This is a genomic window from Allochromatium humboldtianum (assembly GCF_013385175.1).
Lineage (GTDB): Bacteria > Pseudomonadota > Gammaproteobacteria > Chromatiales > Chromatiaceae > Thermochromatium > Thermochromatium humboldtianum.
The window spans coordinates 272,213-294,709 of sequence record NZ_JABZEO010000004.1; the positions used below are offsets into that span (position 1 = coordinate 272,213).

The 22,497-nt window shown below is 64.7% G+C and carries 19 protein-coding genes and 1 pseudogene; 8 read left to right on the forward strand and 12 right to left on the reverse strand.

Annotated elements, in window-relative coordinates; all coding sequences use genetic code 11:
* Positions 1 to 172: 172 nt before the first annotated feature.
* The 3 genes from HW932_RS08090 (at position 173) to HW932_RS08100 (ending at position 3,511) form a co-directional block, all read left to right on the forward strand.
* Positions 173 to 1,933 (forward strand): lipopolysaccharide biosynthesis protein, encoded by a 1,761-nt coding sequence (locus HW932_RS08090; protein ID WP_176975978.1) that lies wholly within the window; start codon positions 173 to 175, stop codon positions 1,931 to 1,933.
* A 39-nt stretch (positions 1,934 to 1,972) separates the two neighbouring features.
* Entirely contained in the window at positions 1,973 to 2,830 is an 858-nt protein-coding gene (locus HW932_RS08095; RefSeq protein WP_176975979.1) for a CpsD/CapB family tyrosine-protein kinase, read from the forward strand.
* A gap of 72 nt (positions 2,831 to 2,902) precedes the next feature.
* Positions 2,903 to 3,511: a hypothetical protein gene (locus HW932_RS08100; protein ID WP_176975980.1), complete on the forward strand. Its 609-nt coding sequence runs from the start codon at positions 2,903 to 2,905 to the stop codon at positions 3,509 to 3,511.
* A 7-nt stretch (positions 3,512 to 3,518) separates the two neighbouring features.
* Here HW932_RS08100 and aceK read toward each other — a convergent pair whose 3' ends face one another.
* From aceK to HW932_RS08120, 4 genes are all read right to left on the reverse strand, one after another.
* On the reverse strand, positions 3,519 to 5,285 hold the full coding sequence (gene aceK, locus HW932_RS08105) for a bifunctional isocitrate dehydrogenase kinase/phosphatase (protein WP_176975981.1): 1,767 nt from the start codon (positions 5,283 to 5,285) through the stop codon (positions 3,519 to 3,521).
* 6 nt (positions 5,286 to 5,291) lie between these two features.
* Positions 5,292 to 6,614, reverse strand: a complete 1,323-nt coding sequence (gene rlmD / locus HW932_RS08110) for a 23S rRNA (uracil(1939)-C(5))-methyltransferase RlmD (protein ID WP_176975982.1) — start codon at positions 6,612 to 6,614, stop codon at positions 5,292 to 5,294.
* A 95-nt stretch (positions 6,615 to 6,709) separates the two neighbouring features.
* Complete coding sequence (locus HW932_RS08115; RefSeq protein ID WP_176975983.1) at positions 6,710 to 7,090, reverse strand: cupin domain-containing protein; 381 nt, start codon at positions 7,088 to 7,090, stop codon at positions 6,710 to 6,712.
* Between the two features lie 12 nt (positions 7,091 to 7,102).
* Positions 7,103 to 7,819: a transposase gene (locus tag HW932_RS08120; protein WP_176975984.1), complete on the reverse strand. Its 717-nt coding sequence runs from the start codon at positions 7,817 to 7,819 to the stop codon at positions 7,103 to 7,105.
* 101 nt (positions 7,820 to 7,920) lie between these two features.
* Between HW932_RS08120 and hrpB the strand changes: the two genes are divergently transcribed.
* From hrpB to HW932_RS08135, 3 genes are all read left to right on the forward strand, one after another.
* Positions 7,921 to 10,515, forward strand: a complete 2,595-nt coding sequence (gene hrpB, locus HW932_RS08125) for an ATP-dependent helicase HrpB (RefSeq protein WP_176975985.1) — start codon at positions 7,921 to 7,923, stop codon at positions 10,513 to 10,515.
* A gap of 132 nt (positions 10,516 to 10,647) precedes the next feature.
* Positions 10,648 to 11,403, forward strand: coding sequence for a carbonic anhydrase (locus HW932_RS08130; protein WP_176975986.1), 756 nt, complete (start codon positions 10,648 to 10,650; stop codon positions 11,401 to 11,403).
* Positions 11,400 to 12,212: a class I SAM-dependent methyltransferase gene (locus tag HW932_RS08135; RefSeq protein WP_176975987.1), complete on the forward strand. Its 813-nt coding sequence runs from the start codon at positions 11,400 to 11,402 to the stop codon at positions 12,210 to 12,212. The genes HW932_RS08130 and HW932_RS08135 overlap by 4 nt, the downstream gene beginning before the upstream one ends.
* 6 nt (positions 12,213 to 12,218) lie before the next feature.
* On the opposite strand, the pseudogene malQ reads toward HW932_RS08135, so the two are convergent.
* A pseudogene (gene malQ, locus HW932_RS08140) lies at positions 12,219 to 13,754 on the reverse strand (4-alpha-glucanotransferase); the annotation flags it as partial.
* Positions 13,755 to 13,892: 138 nt separating this feature from the next.
* Between malQ and HW932_RS08145 the strand changes: the two are divergent.
* Positions 13,893 to 14,555: a DUF1134 domain-containing protein gene (locus HW932_RS08145; protein ID WP_176975988.1), complete on the forward strand. Its 663-nt coding sequence runs from the start codon at positions 13,893 to 13,895 to the stop codon at positions 14,553 to 14,555.
* A gap of 35 nt (positions 14,556 to 14,590) precedes the next feature.
* Here the strand turns inward: HW932_RS08145 and HW932_RS08150 are convergent, their stop codons facing one another.
* Positions 14,591 to 14,989, reverse strand: a complete 399-nt coding sequence (locus tag HW932_RS08150) for a hypothetical protein (protein ID WP_176975989.1) — start codon at positions 14,987 to 14,989, stop codon at positions 14,591 to 14,593.
* A gap of 102 nt (positions 14,990 to 15,091) precedes the next feature.
* Between HW932_RS08150 and HW932_RS08155 the strand changes: the two genes are divergently transcribed.
* Positions 15,092 to 16,033 carry a metallophosphoesterase gene (locus tag HW932_RS08155; protein ID WP_176975990.1) on the forward strand — a complete coding sequence of 314 codons (942 nt, stop codon included), beginning with the start codon at positions 15,092 to 15,094 and terminating at the stop codon, positions 16,031 to 16,033.
* On the opposite strand, the gene HW932_RS08160 is transcribed toward HW932_RS08155, so the two are convergent.
* From HW932_RS08160 to HW932_RS08180, 6 genes are all read right to left on the reverse strand, one after another.
* Complete coding sequence (locus HW932_RS08160; protein ID WP_176975991.1) at positions 16,030 to 17,088, reverse strand: ABC transporter ATP-binding protein; 1,059 nt, start codon at positions 17,086 to 17,088, stop codon at positions 16,030 to 16,032. The two genes, HW932_RS08155 and HW932_RS08160, sit on opposite strands and share 4 nt — an antisense overlap.
* Positions 17,072 to 18,772, reverse strand: coding sequence for an ABC transporter permease (locus HW932_RS08165; RefSeq protein ID WP_176975992.1), 1,701 nt, complete (start codon positions 18,770 to 18,772; stop codon positions 17,072 to 17,074). Before HW932_RS08165 ends, HW932_RS08160 begins: the two co-directional genes overlap by 17 nt.
* On the reverse strand, positions 18,763 to 19,818 hold the full coding sequence (locus HW932_RS08170; RefSeq protein WP_425485114.1) for a Fe(3+) ABC transporter substrate-binding protein: 1,056 nt from the start codon (positions 19,816 to 19,818) through the stop codon (positions 18,763 to 18,765). The genes HW932_RS08165 and HW932_RS08170 overlap by 10 nt, the downstream gene beginning before the upstream one ends.
* Positions 19,819 to 19,880: 62 nt before the next feature.
* On the reverse strand, positions 19,881 to 20,003 hold the full coding sequence (locus HW932_RS22005; protein ID WP_281358192.1) for a hypothetical protein: 123 nt from the start codon (positions 20,001 to 20,003) through the stop codon (positions 19,881 to 19,883).
* Complete coding sequence (locus tag HW932_RS08175) at positions 19,981 to 20,937, reverse strand: BsuBI/PstI family type II restriction endonuclease (RefSeq protein ID WP_176975994.1); 957 nt, start codon at positions 20,935 to 20,937, stop codon at positions 19,981 to 19,983. Before HW932_RS08175 ends, HW932_RS22005 begins: the two co-directional genes overlap by 23 nt.
* Positions 20,934 to 22,490 (reverse strand): Eco57I restriction-modification methylase domain-containing protein, encoded by a 1,557-nt coding sequence (locus HW932_RS08180; RefSeq protein WP_246296716.1) that lies wholly within the window; start codon positions 22,488 to 22,490, stop codon positions 20,934 to 20,936. The genes HW932_RS08175 and HW932_RS08180 overlap by 4 nt, the downstream gene beginning before the upstream one ends.
* Positions 22,491 to 22,497: the final 7 nt, after the last annotated feature.

The following is a 22,497-nucleotide window of genomic DNA, read 5'->3' on the forward strand; positions in this document are numbered from 1 at the left end:
CGACGGCCTCGCGCCCAAATTCCGCAACGATCCAACTTGCGCTACACTCCACCGATCTCGATCGGCCAGGGGTACGCCTCCCAGCGCCCACGCCACCCGTCGTCAGGCCCGTCTCCCAGAGACGAGAATGCTTGGACGCTCAAACGATGCTGCCAAGGTCAGGATTCGATTCGTGGAAGAACAACTCCTCACGCTGGACGACTACATCGCCATCATCAGGCGCCGTAAATGGCAGGCCATCGTGCCGGCCCTCATCCTGCTCGTGATCGCTGTACTCGCCGCCGTACTCATTCCGCCCACATACCGATCCACGGCCACCATCCTCATCGAGCGTCAGGAGATCCCGCCGGATCTGGTCCGGACCACGGTCACAAGCTATGCCGACCAGCGCATCCAGGTCATCAGCCAGCGGGTGATGACCACGGTCAACCTGAGCACCCTGATCGAGCGCTACGACCTCTATCCCGACATCCGCCGCCGCGAGAGCATCAACATGGCCGTCGAGAAGATGCGCGAACGCATCAAGCTCGACATGATCAGCGCCGACGTGCTCGACCCGCAGAGCGGACGCGCGCAGGAGGCCACCATCGCCTTCTCGCTGTCGTTCGAGGACGGTTCGGCCAGCATCGCTCAGAAAGTGACCAATGAACTGGTGTCGCTCTTTCTGAACGAGAACCTGGAACGTCGCACGGCGGCCGCGAACGAGGCGACCACCTTCCTGCAGGCCGAGGCCGAGCGGCTCGGCGCCGAGATCAGCACCCTGGAGGCCAAACTGGCGGCCTTCAAGGAAGAATACAGCGACAATCTGCCCGAACTGGCAGCGCTCAACCGCGAACTCATGCGCCGCACCGAGGAGCGGCTGCGCGACAACGAGCAGGCGATCCGCACACTCCAGCAGCAGGCGCTCTATCTGGAATCCGAGCTTGCCCAGATCAGTCCCAGCATCGCCGGAGCACCCGGAGTCCAGGGCGGCTCGATCGAGGCCTATCTGGAGGAATTGCAAGCCCGCTATGTCCGGGTCAAGGAGCGCTACTCGCCCAACCATCCGGACCGTATCCAGCTCGAAAAAGAGATTGCCGCCCTGCGCCTTCAGGTCGGCGAGTCGAGCGCCGCCGCCATCCAGACCCGACTCGATGGTCTGCTTTCGGAATTGGCCGACCTCACCAAACGCTATTCGAATGATCATCCCAGTGTCGCCTCGCTGAGGCGCAGCATCGCCGATACCCAGGCGAAACTGGATCAGGCCCGCCGCAACATGGGCGACCAGCGCGCGCGCCTGGCCGGCGCCAACAACCCGGCCTACATCCAGTTGCGCACCAAGCTTGATGCCGCGCAAATCGAGATCGAGTCGCTCAAGACCCTGCGCGTCAAACTCGAGGACGAACTGCGCGCCTATGAGGATCGCATCACCAAGGCGCCTCGGGTCGAGCAGGAATATCGCGTGCTCACGCGCGACTACGACAACGCCATGGCCAAGTATCGCGAGATCCGCGAGAAGAGTCTGCAAGCCGAACTGGCCCAGTCGCTCGAACGCGACCGCAAGGGCGAGCGCTTCCTGCTGATCGAACCGCCTCTGGTGCCCGAAAAGCCCGACAAGCCCAATCGACTGGCGATCCTGGTGCTCGGGTTCGTGCTCGCCGGCGCGGGCGGCGTGGGCAATCTGGCGCTGATGGAGAGTCTCGACAAGGGGCTGCACGGCACACGCGCCATCCAGATGGCTACGCAGATGCCGCTGCTGGCGGTCGTGCCCTATATCGAGACGGCGCGCGATCGTCAGGCACGCCTGAAGCGCACCTATCTCCTGGTCGGCGCCGTTCTGACGCTCGTGCTCGCCGCGACGGCCCTCTTCCACTGGCTCGTGATGCCGCTCGATGTGTTCTGGTTCGTGCTCATGCGCCGGATCGACGCCGCCGTGCCTGGACTGTTGAATTGAGGCCCTGGAATTGAACCCTTCAGCCAAGGAGATCGCACCATGGAACGCTTGAGAAAGGCCATGGAGCGCGCCCGGGCCGACCGGCAGCGTGTCATCCAGCCACAGCCTGCGCCGACGCCCGATCGCGAGTCGTCCACGTCAGCGCCCAGGGAGGCCGATGGGTCCGGCGTCCAGATCCGGTATACCCGCACGGCGCGGGTGGCGGTCGATCCGCACTCGCTCCAGAATGGACGCATCCTGCTGCGCGAAGATCATCCGGATCTGGCCGGGCTGCACGAGGGCGTGGCCGATGCCTACAAGATCCTGCGCACCCAGATCCTGCACCGGATGCGCGCCAAGTCATGCCGGACCCTGGCCATCACCAGTCCGGGGGTCGGCGACGGCAAGACCACGACCTCGATCAATCTGGCGATCAGTCTGGCGCGCGACGTCAACCAGACTGTGCTGTTGGTCGACTTCGACCTGAAGCGCCCCTCCATCGGCCGCTATTTCACGGGACGCGAATCGCTCGGACTCATCGAGTGTCTGACCGGCGATGTCGAACTGCCGGACGTGCTCATCAACCCCGGCATCGAGCGCCTGGTGATCCTGCCGGGCGGCAAGCGCATCCGGCACTCATCGGAACTGCTCTCATCGCCGCGCGTCGTACAACTGGTCGAGGAGCTGAAGAGCCGCTACGAGGACCGTCTGATCCTGTTCGACATGCCGCCGCTGTTCGCCGGCGACGACGTCATCGCCTTCCTGCCCCATGTCGACGCCGTGATGCTGGTGGTCGAAGACGGCAAGGTCAGTCGCACGCAACTGGATCATGCCGGCGAACTGCTCGGCGAGAAATGCATCGGGATGGTGCTCAACAAGGCCGATTCCGGTTCCACATCTCCAGGCTACTATTATTGATCAGCCACTCGAAGTCTTTTGGTCCGGGACTTCGAGATCCCGAATCATCACCATCGAGATACGAGGTGTCGAATGAAGCCAGTCATCCGCTTGCTCTGCCTGCTCGCCCTGGCCCTGGTCCAGGCGCCTTCCTGGGCCGCGCCCCAATGGTATGTCGGTTATTCCTTCATCCATGGCGAGAACGGCCGGTATTGCGCCTTCATGCGTTTTCGCGCCGACTCGCACACCTTGGAGCAGGCCGACACCCTCTATCGCTATCTGGGCGATCGTCTGGCCGCGCGCGCCGAAGCGGGTGCGGCCCTCTCGCATACCCTGCCCTCCGCGGCCCTGGCCGAGGGCAAGACCGGGGAGGCGATGGCCGATGAGTTCATCGCCAAGGGCGTCGGCGCCTGCACCATCGCCGACCGGCCGGTCGATGGTCTGCTCTTCATCAGCAGCTTCGGCTGCGACTACCAGGACGAGCCGCAGATGTGCGTGCGCGTCTATGTCGACACCGGCGACCAGGACGCCACGCCCTTCGGCATCGCGCGCGGACCGGCCTCACTCGGCGGGATCTTCGTCAACCGCACGGTCTGGAACAGCTCTTCGTCACTGGTCTACGCCGGACGCACGGCGCTGCCATTTGCCGTCGATTCGGCCCTGAACCACGCTGCTTCCGGCCTGCAAGTCTTCTCGGACTGACCGCTCCTCAAAGCTCCGCCAGATGCGGATAGCGGCGCGGGAACTCCTCGCGATCCTTGCGAAAGCGCCGCTCGACCGGATAGGGAAAGACATCCTCCAGATGCCCGGCCCGGATGTTGGCCTGGCGTGCGCGCCACCAGTCCGGGTCGAGCAGCTCGCGATGCTTGGCCCGAAAGACCTTGCGGATGCGCGGGTCGGTGAGCAGGAAGGTCGCGAACTCCTCCGGGAAGACATCGTTGGGACCGGCGGTGTACCAGGTCTCCTCGCTCAGCTCCATCTCGGGATAGGGCGCCTCGGGGATGTCGCGGAAGTTGCATTCGGTCAGATAGCACAGCTCGTCGTAGTCGTAGAACACCACGCGCCCATGCCGGGTGACGCCGAAGTTCTTGAACAGGAAGTCGCCGGGGAAGATGTTGGCGGCGGCCAGTTGCTTGATGGCGTCGCCGTATTCGCCGATGGCATGGCGGATCTCGTCGTCGTCGGCGGTGTGCAGATAGAGGTTCAGTGGCGAGAGCCGGCGCTCGATGTAGAGATGCTTGATGATGAGCTGATCCCCGACCCGTTCGAGGCTGCCGGAACACTCGGTCTCCAACAATTCGAGCAAGGCCGGTGAGAAGCGCGCCAGCGGAAAGGCCACGTGCGAGTACTCCCAGGAGTCGGCCATGCGCCCGACCCGGTCGTGCATCTTGACCAGCTGGTACTTCTCCTTGACCTGCTCGCGCGTCATCTCCTTCGGCGGCGGGAAGCGGTCCTTGATGATCTTGAACACATAGGGGAAGGACGGCAGGGTGAAGACGCACATCACCATGCCGCGGATGCCGGGCGCGATCATGAACTCGTCGGACGAGTAGCGCAGGTGCTTGATGAAATCGCGATAGAACTCGGCCTTGCCGAACTTCTGGAAGCCGATCGCGGTATAGAGTTCGGCCTTGCCCTTGCGCGGCATCAGCGGGCGCAGGAAGTCGACCACGGCGGCCGGCGCCTCGGTGTCGACCATGAAATAAGCGCGCGAGAAGCTGAAGACGTTCGAGATGTCCTCCACCCCGGTCAGGAGCGTGTCGACATAGAGTCCCTGCTCCGGGTCGTTGAGGATGGGGACGACGAAGGGGATCTGGTCGGCGCCGTTGATCGCCTTGCCGATGATGTAGGCGCCCTTGTTGCGGAAGAAGGGCGCGCACAGCACCGCGATCTGGAAGTTCTGCTGGATGGCGCGATTGGCCGGGAAGCGCGAACGGATCGCGAGCAGCAGACAGCGGATGTCGCGCCGCATGTCACGGAAGCGGCGTTCGAATCCGGCATCGCGCAGGATACGGGCGATGACGCGCGCAAAGCCGTCGCGTGCCGGGTAATAGGGCCGGAAGATCGGCACCTCCGCTTCCAGATGCTCGGTCGAGATCAGCGGCCAGACGAAGATGTAGCTGTTGTTGTAGTAATGGCGGTCGAACAGCCGGCAGAAGACCGAGTTGTAGAAGGTCTCGGCCAGCTCGGGCTGATTGATCTGCGGCAGCAGGCGCATGTACTCGACCTTGACCCGGCGCCAGAGCGTATCGCTGGGGTCGCGCAGGTTGAACTCGCGTCTCAGGAGCGCCACGGTCTCGCCGACGCGCGTATCGTAGAAACCGATGCGCTCGCGCGCGGCGACCTGGACCGCCGGCCAGTCGGCCTGCTCGAAGCGCGTCTGGGCGCCGGCCGTGGTCTCGCGAAAGAGCCGGAAGTGACGCTCGAAGCCTTCGAGGATGGCTTCGGCGATGAGTTTGGCTTCGGTCCAGGCCATGGGGGTTCACCGTTCGAAGAGCGCCATGGATTCAACATGGCTGGTGTGCGGGAACATGTCCATCACGCCCGCCGCGCGCAGTCGATAGCCGAGTTCGTTGACCAAGCGGTCGGCGTCGCGCGCCAGGGTGGTCGGGTAGCAGGAGACATAGACCAGACGCTCCACACCCAGACGCGGCAGCCAGTCGAGCACCTCCAAGGCGCCACTGCGCGGCGGGTCGATCAGGGCCTTGGTGAAGCGCTGTCGGGTCCAGGGGGCCTCGGTGCTCAGTTCGGCCTGGAGGTCGGCGACGTGGAACTGCACGTTGGTCAGCCCATTGCGCTCCGCGTTGGCGCGTGCGCGCTCGACCAGTCCGGCATCGCCTTCCACGCCCACCACCTCAGCCGAACGGCGCGCCAGCGGCAGGGTGAAGTTGCCCAGTCCGCAGAACAGATCCAGCACCGCCTCGTCCGGCTCGGGGGCGAGCAGATCGAGCGCCTGATCGACCATGCGTCGGTTCAGTTCCAGATTGACCTGGGTGAAGTCGCTCGGCAGGAAGCCGATCTCGACGCCGTGGTTCGGCAGGCTGTAGCTCAGCGCGGCCTCCTGGCCTGCGAGCGGGCGGATGCTGTCGATGCCGCCGTCCTGAAGATAGATGTGGAAGCCTTCGCGTTGGCCGAGTTCGAGCAGGCGCGCCTCGTCCTCGGGCGTCGGCGTCTGCATGACGCGGAACACTAGCACACAGGGTCCATCGCCCATGGCCATCTCGATCTGGGGGACATGGTCGCGGATGCTCAGACCCTCGATGGTCGCGGCCAGCGTCTCCAGGCGTTCGCCGACCTGCGGGTGCAGCACCTCGCAGCGGCGCAGATCGGCCAGGAAGCTGTTGCGCCGTTCGCGAAAGCCGACCAGGGTGCGCCCCTTCTTGACGACATGGCGCACACCGAGACGCGCCTTGCGTCGATAGCCCCAAGGCTCGGCGGTGAGCGGGTCGAGCCAGCGTTCGGGCGTCACCTTGCCGATGCGTTCGAAGACGTCGGCCAGACTGTCGTGCTTGACGCGGATCTGGGCCTCGGGATTCAGATGCTGGAGCGCACAGCCGCCGCAGACGCCGAAGTGGGCGCACTTCGGCTCGATGCGGTCGGGCGAGGCCGTGAGCACTTCCTCGACCTCGGCCTCGTCGAAGCGGCGCTGGACGCGGGTATAGCGCAGGCGCACGCGCTCGCCGGGCAGTGCGCCATCGACGAACACGGTCTTGCCGTCGACACGGGTCAGGCCGCGGCCTTCATGGGTCAGGGTTTGGATCTCGGCCTCGATGGGCGCGGGGAGCGTTTTGGGTTTTCTCGACACGGGCGGGCTGGACGATCGTCAGTTGGCGGTTGAAGCTTGGGAGCCGACATCTTAGCGCCCTTTGAGCCATGGCGCCCGTGTGAAGAATCCGGTCGTCAGTCAGGCTCGATGTCCTGATAGACCTCAGGAGTGAAGCGCGGAGTGCAGATGGCCAGAAAGATCAGATCACAGTCGCCGTCGTTCTCGATGCGCTGCGCGGCGCCGGCCGGGATATAGACCAGATCGCCCGGCCCGACCCGTCGGGGTTCGAGTCCCTCGACCTCCAGCAGTCCGACCCCCACCAGGATCAGATAGCGCTCGACGACGCCATCGAGTCGATGCAGGCGCGTGCGCTCGCCCGGTTCGACCCGGGCGCGCGCGATCGAGAGGGCGGGATCCTCAGGCCGATTCCAGCCCTCCAGGATGAAACAACCCTCATCCATGAAGTATTCGTCCGACTCGGCGGGCGAATGAATCAATGGGCGTTCCAGCGTCATGTCGAACCAACCTCACAGCAAGCCGGCACTGCGCCGGTAGGCTTCGGAGCGTCGATCACCGCCGCGCGGACGCGGCAGAGCGCGCCGGTTGAGCAGACTCTCGATCTCCCGGCAGAACTCGGGGCTGCCCAGCGCCCAGGCCTTGTTGGTCGAATCGCGAATCCGTTTGAGCATGGCGTCGTCGATCGGACGGGCGGCGTCCTCGGCATAACGCTCACGCCTGGCTTTGGCGCTACGGCCCAGACGCTCGTATTCCTGATGCGGCCTGACGAGCCGGTCCTCGACGCCCTCGGCGTTGACGCCATAGCTCGACCAGCCGTACTCGGCGGGTGAGTCCACCAGAGCGGCACGCACCGGATTGGACTCGATATAATGCGCAACCGTCAGCAGATGATTCCTGGGATCGACCAGGGTGGCGCGATAACGTCCCTCCCAGAGCGTGCCGCGCCGTTCGTGGCGTCCGTTGAAATACTGGACGTAATAGCGCCCGACGTACTGCATCAGCTTGCCGATACCGTTCTCCACATAGGGCGTGAGCAGCAGATGGAAATGGTTGGGCATCAGCACATAGGCGTGGATGTCGCACTGGAACTTCTCGGCGGCCACGCCGAGCTTGTCCCAGATGAACCAGTAATCTTCCTCCTCGAACAGGATCTGCTGACGATTGTTGCCGCGCTGGATGACGTGCTGCGGATAGCCGGGCATGACGAAACGGGGAAGGCGTGCCATGAGGGTCGGGTCCGGTTGGTTGACCTGACCTTGAGTATAGACAGCTCTTGACAACTTGCCGGACTTGTTTGCGATCGCCCCTCCAACCCTACTGAACACCCATGCCCCATCTCGACCCACTCCCCATCGATGTGATCCTGGACGACCTGCGTGCCGCGTTGCGCCAGGGGCATGGGGTGCTGCACGCGCCAACGGGGTCGGGTAAGTCGACCGGCGTGCCGCTGGCCCTGCTGGACGAACCCTGGCTGACCGGTCAGCGCATCCTGATGCTCCAGCCGCGTCGTCCGGCGGCGCGGATGACGGCGGCACGCATGGCCGACCGGCTCGGTGAGCCGCTCGGGGAGCAGGTCGGCTATCAGATCCGCTTCGAGCGCCGTATCGGTCCGCGCACCCGGATCGAGGTCGTCACCGAGGGCATCCTGACGCGGCGTTTGCAGAGCGATCCGACGCTGGACGGGATCGGGCTGGTGATCTTCGACGAGTTCCATGAGCGCGGTCTGCCCTCGGATCTGGGACTGGCGCTGACGCTGGACAGCGTGCGCGGTCTGCGGCCGGATCTGCGTCTGCTGGTCATGTCGGCGACGCTGGAGGCCGAACCTGTGGCTGAATTGTTGGGCGACGCTTCGATCCTGCGCGCCGAGGGTCGGAGCTTTCCGGTCGAGATCCGCTATGCCGAGCGCACGCCGGACAGCGATCCGGTGCGCGCCCTGGTCGCGGGAGCGTGTCAGGCGCTGGCCGAAGAGACGGGCGACATCCTGGCCTTCCTGCCCGGAGCGCGTGAGATCGAACGCGCGCGCGAAGCCCTGGCTTCTCTCGTGGGGTCGGACGTTGAGATCCTGCCGCTGCATGGTGCGCTGTCGTCGGCGGAGCAGGATCGGGCGCTGCGCCCGGACGGCCGCGGACGCCGGCGTCTGATCCTGGCCACGGATCTGGCCGAGACCAGTCTGACCATCGAGGGCATCCGGGTGGTGCTCGATTCGGGGCTGACCCGCAAGCCGCGCTTCGACCCCGGTTCGGGCCTGACGCGGCTGGTGACTGAATCCATTCCGCGCGCCTCGGCCGATCAGCGTGCCGGACGTGCCGGTCGACTGACGCCCGGTGTCTGCCGGCGACTCTGGACCCGCGCGCAGGAGGTCGGACGCTCCGACCGGCGCACGCCTGAGATACTCGAATCCGATCTGGCGCCACTGGCGCTGGAACTGGCGCTCTGGGGCGTCAAGGATCCGGCTGAACTGAGCTGGCTCGATCCGCCGCCCGCGCCGGCCTGGAATCAGGCGCTCGAACTCCTGCGCACGCTCGGTGCGCTCGACCGGCGCGATTCGATCACGCCGTTGGGACGCGCCCTGGCCGAACTGCCGGTCCATCCCCGGCTCGGGGTCATGCTGCTCGGGGCGGCGCCGGAGGAACGGCAGACGGCGGCGGATCTCTGTGCGCTGATCTCGGAACGCGATCCCTTCCTGCCCGAGCCTGGACGGGCGCGTCCGGCCGATCTCGGTCTGCGGCTGGAGGCGCTGCGCGCGGCGCGCGAGCGGCGAGGCACACCGGCGGGCATCGATCGACGGCGGCTGGAGGCTATCGAGCGTGCGGCGCGACAACTGCTCCGTCTGGCCGAGCGTGCGGCTGAAGCCGCGCCTACGAATACGCAAGACCTGTCTCGGAGCGGACGTGGTTTGGAATCGACTCCGCTGCTACCTCGGTCACAGCGGACTCCAGGCGCCCTGCTCGCCCTCGCCTATCCGGATCGTGTGGCCCAGCGGCGTACCGGAGGCGACGAGCGCTATCTGTTGGCCGCCGGCACGGGCGCCGAGCTGCCGCGCGACGATGCACTCGCCATCCATTCCTATCTGGTCGTGGCGGCGATCGATGCGCGTGGCCGGGATGGGCGCATCCAGTCGGCCCTGCCGATCAGTGAAAGCGAGCTTCGCACCGAGCTGGCCGAGCGTCTGGAATCGAGCCGCGAGGTGTTCTGGGACGACGAGCGTGCGGCCGTGGCCTGTCGCGCCATCACCCGGATTGGCTCTATCGTGCTGGAATCGCGCCCGGTCGCGCTCCAACCCGAGGACGACGCCGGCGCCTATCTGATCGCGCACATCCGCGAGCACTTCGACGAGGCGCTCGACTGGTCGGACTCTGCGCGCCAGCTTCAAGCTCGGGTGGCTCTGGCTCGTCGGTATGATTCGTCCGGCGACTGGCCCGACCTCTTGGACGCCGCCTTGCGCGAACATCTGGACAACTGGCTCGGCCCCTGGATCGTCGGCAAGAACCGGCTGTCGGACGTGCGCCGGCTCGATCTGAACGCCATCCTGCTCGACCGACTGAGCTGGGAGCAGCGCCAGTGGCTCGATCAGCAGGCGCCTCGCACCTTCGTCACCCCAGCCGGCAACAGCCGCCCGATCGACTATGTCAGCGGCGAGACGCCCATCCTCGCCGCTCCGCTCCAGGAGTTCTTCGGCCTGAGCGACACGCCGCGCCTGTGCCGGGGGCGCGTGCCCGTGCTGCTGCACCTGCTCTCCCCCGCCCGGCGCCCGATGCAGGTCACTCAGGATCTGGCCGGTTTCTGGGCGCGCGGCTATGCCGAGGTGCGCAAGGAACTGCGCGGACGCTATCCCAAGCATCACTGGCCCGAGGATCCGACTCAGGCTCAGGCGCTGGTCGGCGGTCTGCGGCGACGCGGCGCGTCCGGCGCATCGGGTTGAAAATCGACCGGCCGGACCACTGTCGATCGAGCATTGCCCCTGACTATAATGTGCATTCCCGTCGGCCCTGGCTGATTCGGCTCGATGCGCGGCAACCAGGTCTTTTCACATCCAACCCAGCGAGTCGTTGCCATGAACAAGCCATTGCTGCCCACCCTTGCCTTCACACTGGCTCTCGCCTCCAGTGCTTCGGTCCTCGCCGAGGAGCACGGCCATTCCGCGCACTGGGACTATGTCGGCCAGGAGGGGCCGGAACACTGGGGCGATCTCGACCCGAACTTCGACCTCTGCAAGCGCGGCAAGAACCAGGCCCCCATCGATCTGAAGAACTTCGTCGACTCCCGACTGCCGCCGATCGGTTTTCACTACAAGCCCGGCGGGCACGATGAGGTCAACAACGGCCACACCATCCAGGTCGACTACGATGCCGGCAGCACCATCACCATCGACGGGCGCGACTACGAGCTCAAGCAGTTCCACTTCCATACCCCGAGCGAGAACCACATCGCCGGCAAGGAGTTCCCGATGGAGGTGCATCTGGTCCATGCCGACAAGGACGGCAACCTGGCCGTCATCGCCGTCATGATCGAGCGCGGTATCGAGAACCGCGCGTTGGCCAACGCCTGGTCGGTGATGCCGGATCACCCCAATACCACAGTGCATCTGTCTACCGAGGTCTCGGCCGAGGATCTGCTGCCCGTCAACCGTGACTACTACCGCTTCAGCGGCTCGCTGACCACCCCGCCCTGCTCCGAGGGCGTACTCTGGCTGGTCATGAAGCATCCGGTCACGGCGTCGCCGAAGCAGATCACCCGGTTTGCCCATGTGATGGGGCATCCCAACAATCGTCCGATCCAGGAACTCAACGCGCGCCTGATCGTCGAGTGAGTCGCGATAGCGACCGCGATCGCTTCAGGCTCTATCGGCTCGCCGTCCAGAATCCGGTCGCCGAGATCGATTTCGTCGACCGGATCTTCCATCAGCGGCATGGACGCCCGGCGCGAGTATTGCGCGAAGACTTCTGCGGCACGGCGGCCGTCTGCGCCGAGTGGGTGCGCCGCCGGCCGGACAATCACGCCTGGGGGGTGGATCTCGACCCCAAGGCGCTCGGCTTGGGGCGTACAGACGCTCTCCAGACGCTGAACACCGATGAGCGCGCCCGCGTCACGTTCATCGAAGGCGACGTCCTGAGCGTCGAAACTCCCACGCCCACGCCCGAGATCGTCCTGGCGCTGAACTTCAGCTACTGGCTGCTGCACACCCGAACGGCGTTACTCGCCTACTTCGAGCACGTGCGCGAGATGCTGCCGGAAACCGGATTCCTGGTACTCGACGCCCATGGCGGCCCGGAGTCGCTACGCTTGGACAGTGAGACGCGGCGCATCCATGATCCACTGGGCGAAGACTTCGACTATGTCTGGGAGCGCGCCGATCATGACCCCATCAGCGGGCGTCAGGTCTGTCACATCCATTTCCGCTTCGACGACGGCTCCAGTCTGGAGCGCGCCTTCAGCTACGACTGGAGACTCTGGACGCTCCCCGAGATCCGCGAACTGCTCGATGCCGCCGGTTTTTCCAGGGTGCAGGTGTATTGGCAGGGTTGGGACGCGCACGATGAGCCGGACGGCCATTTCGTCCCGGTCGAACGCGGCGAGCCGGACGAAGCCTGGATCGCCTACATCAGCGCCGAACCCTGAGCACCGTCAGCCCGGCGCGTAGGGCCGACGGCCATAGAGCCGGCTGAGCCTGAGCAGCCGCTCGGCCGCCGATGGATCGAGCTGATCCTCGCGATAGCGCCACAGCCAGTTGCCTTCCGCTGTGCCCGGCCGGTTCATACAGGCTTCCGCGCCCAGATCCAGCACATCCTGCATCGGAAAGAGCGCCAGATCGGCCACCGAGCCGAGTGCGGCGCGGATGAAGTCCCAGTTGACCGCCTGTCCGTCGCCGTTGAGATAGGTCAGCGCCTGAGTGCGCAGGTGCTCGTTGCGCTCCGCCCACCAGCCGAGCAGGGTGTTGTTGTCGTGCGTCCCGGTATAGACGGCCAGACGCCGGCGATGCTGGTGCGGAAGAAAGGACGAACCGCCGAATCCATCCTCCAGATCCTCGAAGCCGAATTGCAGCACCGCCATGCCCGGCAACTCCAGGGTGTCGCGCAAGGCCTCGACGTCCTCGGTGATGACCCCGAGATCCTCGGCGATCAGCGGCAGGTTCTCGCCCAGGGCCGCGCGCAGAGCCTCGAAGAGTTCCAGCCCAGGCCCCGGCGCCCAGTGTCCGTTGATCGCCGTCTCCTCGCTCGCCGGGATCTCCCAATAACCGGCGAAACCGCGGAAATGATCGATGCGCACCAGATCGACCAGCTCCAGCACCCGGCGCAGACGCTCGATCCAGAAACGATAGCCGTCGGCGGCCAGCACCGGCCAGCGATAGAGCGGATTGCCCCAGCGCTGCCCCGTGGCGCTGAAATAGTCCGGCGGCACCCCGGCGATCACGGTCGGATGGCCGTGTTCGTCGAGCTCGAACCACTCGGGATGGGTCCAGACCTCGCTGGAATCGTGCGCGACGAAGATGGGGATGTCGCCGATCAGGCGCACGCCGCGCGCGCGCGCATAGTCGCGCAGCGCCGACCATTGACGATGGAAGACATACTGGATGAACCGCTGGAGTTCGATCTCGTCGCGGTGACGCTCGGACCACGCGGCCAGCGCCTCGGGATCACGCTGGGCCAGCGCCGGCTCCCAGTCGGTCCAGGGACGCAGGTCGTGATGGGTCTTGAGCGCGTGATAGAGCGCGTAATCGTCGAGCCAGAAGCCTTCGTGCTCGCGGAAATGGGCATACCAGACACGGTCGCCCTCGCTCGCGCTCGACTCGAAACCCGCCCGAGCCAGTTCCAGCAGCCGGGCCTTCCAGGGCGCAACGGCGCCGAAATCGACCCGATCCTCGGGGAACTCCGGTCGCCCGTCCAGATCGGAGGCCTGGAGCCAGCCGAGCTCCAGGAGATCGTCCGGACTGATCAGCAGCGGATTGGCCGCGAAGGCCGAGGTGCACTGATAGGGCGAGTCGCGATAACCGGTCGGACCCAGCGGCAGCATCTGCCAGAGTCCCTGCCCCGCCGCCGCGAGGAAGTCGACGAAACGACGCGCGCTCGGGCCAAGGTCGCCAATGCCGTAGGGGCCGGGAAGCGAAGTCGGATGAAGCAGGAGGCCGCTGGTGCGGTGCATGATGATGGAGTGCTCCGGTTGGACACGGTTGGCTGAATGCGAAGTCTACCAAAGCCGGTTGCAAAAACCCGCCAAATCCGACGTCGCTTGCCGCTCCGGTCCCAGACACCTAGACTTGGTCACTCGACGATCGAGCCACCGAGATTCAAGGGAGCGCAGATGATACGACCGATAGCCGCCGGCCTGCTCTGTATGACGACCTTCGCTCTGAGCGTTCAGGCACAGACGCCCTATACAGGGGGTGAACCGAGTTACGCTCAGGAACAGCCGGGATACTATCCGTCGGACGTCTACCCGCCGCCTGGGGCTCAGACCTATCCGGATGCTTCTGCTGAACGTCAGACCTACGGCGAGCAGGAGATCCTCGCCAAGGTCGAGGGTTACTTCGGACAGGGGGCCGAGAATCTGGCGATGGCGGTGCAGAAGGTCTTTCGCGAGCAGGGTGAACCCAACGGCTATATCGCCGGCGAGGAGTTCGGGGCCGCGCTCGGCATCGGACTGCGCTATGGACGTGGCGTACTGAGCACCCGCCAGACCCAGGATCGCCCCGTCTTCTGGCAAGGCCCCTCGATCGGTCTGGACCTCGGGGTGAACGTCGCCAAGGTCTTCATCCTCATCTACCGTCTGCCCGGCGAGGAGTATCTGTTCCAGCGCTTTCCGGGCGTCGAGGGCAGTCTCTACTTGATCGGCGGCGTGGGCGTGAACTATCTGCAATCGGGCGACACCGTCATCGCCCCCATCCGGCTCGGGGCCGGCTGGCGGCAGGGGGTGAGCGCCGGCTACATGGACTTCACCAAGCGCGTGCATTACAACCCCTTTTGAGGGGCCATCCGTGGCGCAACGGCCTCGACATCTCCTCAACGACGGTCGTATCGACGATCGTCATAGTCGCGCCTTGGCGGGCGCCGATCACCTCGATAATGAGGCGCCACATCACGGTTGTCTGACAGCTTGCGGATTTGACGGTCCAGATGATCCAGACGGCGGTCGATCATACGGCGCGCCTCGTGCGGCGGATAACCCTCGCGGCGCAGATCACGCATGAACTGACGCGCCTCGTCCTGCTCGTGTCTCAGCGTCCTGGCCTCGCGGCGTGTCAACTCGCCCGAGTCGATGCCGCGCTGGATGGCCGATGACTGACGATCGAGCCGATCGTCGAATCTCGGACCGGGCGATCCATTGCGCTGCGCCTGAGCGGGGAGCGACAGCAGCAAGCCCGTCGCGACCAGAACCAAGAGCGTGTTGCGACCTTTCATCATGCACTCTCCTGCTAAGATGCCGCCTCGAGCGGCTGGGATTCGGGACTCCAGAGTATAGTGATTCGCGCGCACGAACCTTGCACCAACCTTGAAGACATCATGCATCCGGACGAGATCGCCACTCTGACCGCCCGTATCGGGCGCGCCCATCTGCGCCGGCGGCTGGGTCTGGAGGCCGACCACGAGGTCTTCGTGCTCAACCGGCCGGGGGCGCACTTCTTCTATCCGGAGAACTGGTATTCGGTCCACGGATTCATCCGGCACGCGCTGCGTCTCAGCGGTCTGCTGGCGCGCGCCCAGCATAACGCCGCCCGGCTCCAGGTCCGGCACAACCGGGTCGTCCTGCCCGGTCTGCCCGCCGCCTTCGAGGGCTTCAAGATCCTGCATCTGAGCGATCTGCATCTGGACATGGCGCGGCGCAACGTCGAAGCGCTGTGCGCGCGGTTGACGGCGCTCGACCATGATCTCTGCGTGCTCACCGGCGACTATCGGGCCAAGACCTTCGGCCCCTATGATCGGGTGCTGAGCGCCATGGGCGAGGTACGCCGGCGGATCGAGGCGCCGATCCTGGCCATACTCGGCAATCACGATACCCTGGCCTTCGTGCCGGCGTTCGAGTCGATGGGCATCCGCTGTCTGCTCAACGAGTCCGAGCCGATCGAGCGTCAGGGCGAGCGGATCTATCTCGCGGGGGTCGACGACGCCCATTACTATCAGGTCCACAATCTCGACAAGGCGGCGGCCGATATCCCGGAAGACGCCATCGCGATCCTGCTCTCACACACCCCCGAGATCTACCGGCACGCCGCTCATTGCGGATTCGATCTGATGCTGTGCGGACACACCCACGGCGGCCAGATCTGTCTGCCGGGCGGCTTCCCGCTGACCTGGGATGCGCGCTGCCCGCGCCGCCTGGCCGCCGGCGCCTGGCGTCATGGCGCCATGCTCGGCTATACCTCGGTCGGGGCCGGAACCTCGGTCGTCAACGCCCGGCTCAACTGCCCGCCCGAGATCACCGTCCATAGGCTGACCGCCGGCTAGCGAAAGAGCACCAGATGCCGCATCGTGCGGGCGCTGACGCCGATTCGGTCGCCGACTGCGTGCTCCTGATGGCTCGGAGCCAGACTCAAGACCTCGGCCCCGCTCGGCAGTCGCAAGCGATAGAGGAAGTCCGCGCCGCGAAAGGCACGCTCCAGGATCTGCGCCTGGATCGGGCTCGCGTCGTCATGGACGAGATCGTCGGGGCGCACCAGCACCTCGACCGTCACGCCTGACGGCAGATCGTGCGGATGGGAACAGGACAGCTCGCCCAGCTCGGTGTCGACCCGACAGCCGTCGAGCACGGTCCCCCGCAGTCGCGCGCCCTGGCCGATGAAATCGGCAACGAAGCGATCGGCCGGTTCATGATAGAGATCAAAGGCCCGCCCCCATTGGCGGATGCGTCCCTCGCTCATGACGCCGATCACATCGGCCATGGCGAAGGCCTCGTGCTGATCGTGCGTGACCAGCACCGCCGTCACGCCCTCGCGCTTGAGCAGATCGCGGATCTCGCGCGCGAGCTGTTCGCGCCGTTCGGCGTCCAGGCTCGAAAAGGGTTCGTCGAGCAACAGCGCCTCGGGCCGGGGTGCCAGGGCGCGCGCCAGGGCCACGCGCTGCTGCATCCCGCCCGAGAGCTCGTGTGGATAGCGCTCCCCGGCGCCGGCCAGCCCGATGAGTTCCAGCAGCTCGGCGATGCGCGCGCGCTTCCGGGCGTTGGAGCCGTCGCGCAGGCCGAAGCCAATGTTTCCGGCCACGCTCAGATGCGGAAAGAGCGCGAAGTCCTGAAACAGCATCCCGACGCGCCGCCGCTCGGGGGCGAGCGTCTCGCCCGGCGCCGACACCCGGCGTCCGTGCAGCCAGATCTCACCGGCGGCGACCGGCTCGAAGCCGGCGATGGCCCGCAGCAGCGTGGTCTTGCCGCAGCCGCTCGGGCCGAGCAGACAGGCGATCTCGCCGGAGGTGAGCGCGAAGTCGATTGCGCGCGCGGCCAGATGTTCGCCATAGGCGACGTCTACGCCACGGAGGACGAGTTGTTGGGATTCAGGGCGACTGGACATGACGCGAACGGGCGATGGAGCGACTGAGCAGGACGACCGGAACCAGACCGGCCAGGACGATGGTGAGCGCCGCCGGCCCGGCGTCGGCCAGACGCTCGTCGGAGGCCAGCTCATAGGCGCGCACCGCCAGGGTGTCGAAGTTGAATGGCCGCAGCGCGAGAGTCGCCGGCAGTTCCTTGATGACATCGACGAACACCAGCAGCAGCGCCGTCAGCAGACTGCCGCGCAGCAGGGGCACATGCACGCGCCACAGCACCTGCGCCGGACGCAGACCCAGTGAGCGCGCCGCCTCATCCATCGCCGGGCGGATGCGGGTCAGACCGGATTCGACCGTCTGGAGCGAAACAGACAGGAAGCGTGCCAGATAGGCGAACAAGAGCGCGAACAGGGTGCCGCTGAGCAGCAGCCCGGTCGAGACGCCGAAGGTCGCGCGCATCCAGGCGTCGAGCGCATTGTCCAGCCAGGCGAAGGGGAGCATGACGCCGATGGCGATCACCGCCCCCGGCACCGCATAGCCCATCCCGGCCAGACGCACGCTCGACCGCACCAGGGACGTCGGTATCAGCCGCTGGGCATAGGCCAGCAGGAGCGCCACGATCAGCGCCAGCAGTGCGGCGCCGCCGGCCAGACTGAGGCTGTTGAGCGTCAGGCTCAGGAAGCGCGCATCGAACCCGGTGGCCGCCCGCGTCCAGGACCAGACCGCGAGCTGTCCGGCCGGCACCAGGAAGCCGAACAGCAGCGGCAGCAGACAGACGAACAGCGCCCCGAACGCACCCCAGCCATGCAGATGATAGCGCCGGATCGGCTGATGACGCTGCGCCGTGTGATGATAGCGCGCCTGCCGGCGCGAGCCGCGCTCGACCAGGATCAAAGTCAGCACGAACACCAGCAGTAGTGCGGCCAGTTGCGCGGCGGCGGCCGGTTCGCCCTGCCCCAGCCAGACGCGGAAGATCCCGGTGGTGAAGGTCGCGACCCCGAAATACTGCACGGTGCCATAGTCGGCCAGGGTCTCCATCAGGGCCAGGGTCACTCCGGCGACGATGGCCGGCCGCGCCAGAGGCAGCGCCACGCGCCGGAAAGCGCCCCAGGGACCATTGCCGAGCGTGCGCCCGACCTCGAGCACCGCGACCGACTGGCTCAGAAAGGCCGCACGCGCCAGCAGATAGACATAGGGATAGAGCACCAGCGACAGCATGAGCACGGCGCCGGGCAGTGAACGGATCGCCGGGAACCAGTAGTCGCCATAGCCCCAGCCGGTCCAGTCGCGCAACAGCGTCTGGACCGGCCCGGCGTAATCGAGCAGGCCGGTGTAGGTGTAGGCGATGATATAGGCCGGCATGGCCATCGGCAGCAGCAAGGCCCATTCGAACAGCCGGCGTCCGGGGAAGCGGCACAGGGTCGTGAGCCAGGCGGTCCCGACCCCGATGAACAGGGTGCCGAGGCCGACGCCGAGCATCAGGAGCAGCGAATTGGCGACATAGTCCGGCAGAACGCTCGATGCCAGATGTCGCCAGACCTCGCTCGCCGGAACCAGCACCGACCCCAGCACCACCAGCACCGGCAGCGCCAGCAGCAGAGCGAGTGTTCCGATGAATAGGCCGGACGCGAACTCTGGACGTCGCCAGACGACGCGGCGGCCGGATGGGGCCGCCGCGTTCGGCGTCTGGTTCAGGACTACTTCCATCCCGCCCGATCCATCACCCGCACCGCCTCGGCATTCAGCTCACCGAGCCGGCCGAGATTCAGGTCATCGGCCTCGAAGGGACCGAAGCCGACCAGGGTCGGGCTGATGTCGATGCCCTCGCGCACCGGATACTCGCCATTGACCTGGCCATACCAAGCCTGCGACTCGGGGGTCAGCAGGAACTCGACCAGTTTGAGCGCCGCCTCGCGGTTACGTGCCGAGGCGGTCAGGGCCACGCCGCTGACGTTGACATGCACGCCACGCCCGTCGCCCTGCCCCGGCTGATTCGGCCAGAAGACGGCCAGGGCGCGCGCCGGATCACGCTCGGCCGGATCGTCCGAGTCGAGCATTCCGGCCAGATAATAGGTGTTGGCCAGAGCCAGATCGCATTCGCCAACGGCCGCCGCCTTGATCTGATCGCGGTCGCCGCCCTGAGGCGGACGTGCCAGATTCGCTACCAGACCCTTGGCCCAGGTCTCGGCGGCCTCGATGCCATCGGCGGCGATCAGCGAAGCGACCATCGACTGGTTGTAGACATTGTCGGACGAGCGCACGCAGATGCGGCCCTTCCAGCGCGGATCGGTCAGATCCTCATAGGTCGAGAGCTGACCGGAGTCGACACGATCGCGCGCATAGAGGATGGGACGCGCACGCACGGAGAGCGCCACCCAGTGTCCATCCGGGTCGCGATAGTTCGCCGGTACGGCCGCGTTCACAGTCTCGACGTCGATCGGCTGGGTCACGCCTGCGGACTTGGCCTGATGGAGGTTGCCCGCGTCGACCGTGATCAGCAGATCGGCCGGACTGTTGCGCCCTTCGCTCTTGAGACGCTGCAACAGTGCCTCAGCCTTGCCGGTGAGCAGATTGACCCGGATCCCGGTCTGCTCGGTGAAGCGGTCGAGCAGTGGTTTGATCAGTTCCTCCTTGCGGGCCGAGTAGAGGTTAACCTCGGTCTCGGGAGCAGCGGCGGCCGGGCCGGACAGCGTCAAAGCCAGGGTGGCGGACAGGGCGAGCACGAGCGAATCGGACAGTCGCGGAGCAGACACGATTGACATTCCTCAATGAAAAATGACCGGACTGCATCCTAACACAACAAGAACGATTCGCATTAAAATTTTGTCGTCGGGGCTACTTCCCTGGAGCCATCCTGGGCGATGCCCTTGATCTTCTTCTCCTTGACCAGCTCGGCGATGCACTCCAGTTGGTTGTCAGGGGGCGGTGTATGGCCCAAGGAAACGCTCACCATCGAAATGGATCAGATGTGACGGTGCATCAGCGACCCATACCTCGGTTTCCCAAGCGATTTCGCTCAGGTAGCGACCCATGGCGGCCCGGTTAGGGAAAGCGGTCACATAGACCAACCCAGCTGTCGACTCGGCAAACAGGCCAGCCAGCTCGGTGTGCCGCTTGCCATCGACCGGACCATGGCTGGTGACGGACTCCACCAGGAGCAGCCAGTTTCTTGCGGTGTCGTGCAGCACCACATCCGGCATCTTGCCGTGAGAGTCGACCTCGACACCCAGTTCAGCCAGCCGGACGGCGTCGAAATAAGCCCACTTGTCGCCCGTGTCTCCGACATAGACCAGCACGCTACCAGGAGCGAAGCGCGGAGCAAAGTCTTCGATGATGGCCCGGATCAGCGTGCTGTGCTCGCCGGGACTGAGCGTGATCTGTTGTCCTGGAGCAATCTCTACCGGGATACGATGCTGCTCGCGTTCTCTGGCGTAGCGAGCTGCCAGCGTTTCACGACCGGCCAGATAGGCTGAGAGATGAGCGCGCCATTTGCGAGTACCGAAGGTGCGCAGCAACGCCAGCGCTGCCGGTTCGATCTGATAGACGGCCTTGGGGCTGTTTACGGATCGGCTGGGCAGGTCCGGATTATAGAGGATCAGCCCGGCTTCCACGAATTGATGCAGCGTCTGTCGTCGCACCGTTTCACGGGTGTTCGGCGCATAGTCATTGTCATAATGCGCTCGCGCCCAGTGCATGATGGGCGTGACGCCCAGCAGTGGATTTTCCGCCTTTGCCCATGGCTTGCCCGGCGTGAGATTCAATAGGGCCAGCAGACACAGGGCGGAACGCTCATTGTGCTGCGCTCGCGGCAGGCCCAGGGATGCGAGGATCTGCAGCGCGGCCTCGATGTGGGCGTTTTGAGCGTCGGTCATGCCGCCAGTTCCGCCAGCTTGCTGTCGATCTGCTCTTGCGTGAGCGCGCCTTGTTGGATAGCCCAGGCGCCAAGCTGGATGAGGTCATCCCGACTTGGAAACTTCATCGTCTTGAGGTCGGTTGCATTGACCTGTGTGTGGCCGTTGAAGCGCCGGAACTGTTCATCGACGGCGGTTGTGTTGAGAAAAACCGCAAGTCCATGCGCCAGGGGTTCAGGCAGACCGCGTTTCTGTTCGTGGAAAACGTTGAGATGGTTTTCAAAACCCAGCATGGGGTAATCATTGAAGGTCGCTGGATCGACCACGCTCGCTATGATCCGGCGCTTTTCTTCTTTTGACGAAAAGCGCCGCACAACGCAGTAGAAGCCTTTTGGATACAGCCATTTTTCGGTGTCGGCATTGTGCGCTATGGCATTGGGTTTCTTCATGCCTTCGATGGGCCATGTGGTCATTCCCCCGCTGAAATGTCCGGGGTAAAGCAGAGGCGCAGTACCCGGCCCCGGCATGTCGCGCAGATGCTCCTTCAGGCGAAAGTCGACCACAGGTCCGGTCGAAACCTGGATGCCAAGATCGGCGAGCGTATAGCGGATCGCCGCAGACAATGCGATCGTATTTGGCTCAAGCGATGTGGGCACATGGATGAATCGCTCGAGATCATCCGGGAATACGATCTGGTCGAATGGATATTCGTTGGTCGTCAGGTCGGCGAATGTATCATCGGTGGATGTCGACACCGTCACTGGTCCCTGAATGCCCCCGCGCTCCAATCGGATGATGATGTTCTCTTGCAGCACACCGTCATCCTTGAATGCCTGACGGCGCGATTCGAATAGATGCATGTGGCGAATGGCGGCTCGCTCAAGGATAAAGTCCCGGAACGGGCGATAATATGGGCCATTGCAGAAACTACGCGGGATGATGGCGACGATTTGACCGTTCGGTGCAGTCAGCGCCACGGCTAGAGCGACGAAGGCGCTATACAGGTTGACGGTCTCGATGCCGACACGACGGAGAGCGGCTCGATGCGCTGAGTGACTGCTGATTTTTTTGTATGGCGGATTCAGGATGGCGTGCGTGTAAAGATTTAAGGGTTCTGAAAAAAGACTTCCTGTCAGCGAGTTTGCAGCGGCATGAATGAAGTCTTCTTTATAGATATTGCAACTAAAATCACTTTTTTTATAATCGTATTTTTCAAGCGTCTGCGCCAAGCATTTAACCAGGTTGGAATCAAGCTCAAAAGCATCTACTTCAACCTGACTGAAACGAAATCCGCCTTGCCTCCAGCGATCTAAAAAGGCGGCTGAAAGAGAACCGATACCTGCTCCGGCATCCAACAAACGACAGCATTCATCTCCATCTGCAAAAAGACCCGCCATAAAAACGGCCGTTTTCTCAGGCGTAAAAAACTGACCGAGCAGTGCTTTTTTGTTGCTTTCAGTGCTCCTCGATAAATACAGTCTTTTTTGCTCGACGACTGAAAGCAATACTACATCCCCTTCAAAAATTGATGTTGCAAACGATGCGGTTTGCCAAACGCTCACCGCATCTTCCATCAATCAG

Coding starts and splice junctions, on each gene's coding strand:
- HW932_RS08095 (WP_176975979.1), top strand. CDS start 1,973: ATGGAACGCTTGAGAAAGGCCATGGAGCGCGCCCGGGCCGACCGGCAG.
- HW932_RS08100 (WP_176975980.1), top strand. CDS start 2,903: ATGAAGCCAGTCATCCGCTTGCTCTGCCTGCTCGCCCTGGCCCTGGTC.
- aceK (WP_176975981.1), bottom strand. CDS start 5,285: ATGGCCTGGACCGAAGCCAAACTCATCGCCGAAGCCATCCTCGAAGGC.
- HW932_RS08115 (WP_176975983.1), bottom strand. CDS start 7,090: ATGACGCTGGAACGCCCATTGATTCATTCGCCCGCCGAGTCGGACGAA.
- HW932_RS08120 (WP_176975984.1), bottom strand. CDS start 7,819: ATGGCACGCCTTCCCCGTTTCGTCATGCCCGGCTATCCGCAGCACGTC.
- hrpB (WP_176975985.1), top strand. CDS start 7,921: ATGCCCCATCTCGACCCACTCCCCATCGATGTGATCCTGGACGACCTG.
- HW932_RS08130 (WP_176975986.1), top strand. CDS start 10,648: ATGAACAAGCCATTGCTGCCCACCCTTGCCTTCACACTGGCTCTCGCC.
- HW932_RS08145 (WP_176975988.1), top strand. CDS start 13,893: ATGATACGACCGATAGCCGCCGGCCTGCTCTGTATGACGACCTTCGCT.
- HW932_RS08150 (WP_176975989.1), bottom strand. CDS start 14,989: ATGAAAGGTCGCAACACGCTCTTGGTTCTGGTCGCGACGGGCTTGCTG.
- HW932_RS08155 (WP_176975990.1), top strand. CDS start 15,092: ATGCATCCGGACGAGATCGCCACTCTGACCGCCCGTATCGGGCGCGCC.
- HW932_RS08160 (WP_176975991.1), bottom strand. CDS start 17,088: ATGTCCAGTCGCCCTGAATCCCAACAACTCGTCCTCCGTGGCGTAGAC.
- HW932_RS08165 (WP_176975992.1), bottom strand. CDS start 18,772: ATGGAAGTAGTCCTGAACCAGACGCCGAACGCGGCGGCCCCATCCGGC.
- HW932_RS08175 (WP_176975994.1), bottom strand. CDS start 20,937: ATGACCGACGCTCAAAACGCCCACATCGAGGCCGCGCTGCAGATCCTC.
- HW932_RS08180 (WP_246296716.1), bottom strand. CDS start 22,490: ATGGAAGATGCGGTGAGCGTTTGGCAAACCGCATCGTTTGCAACATCA.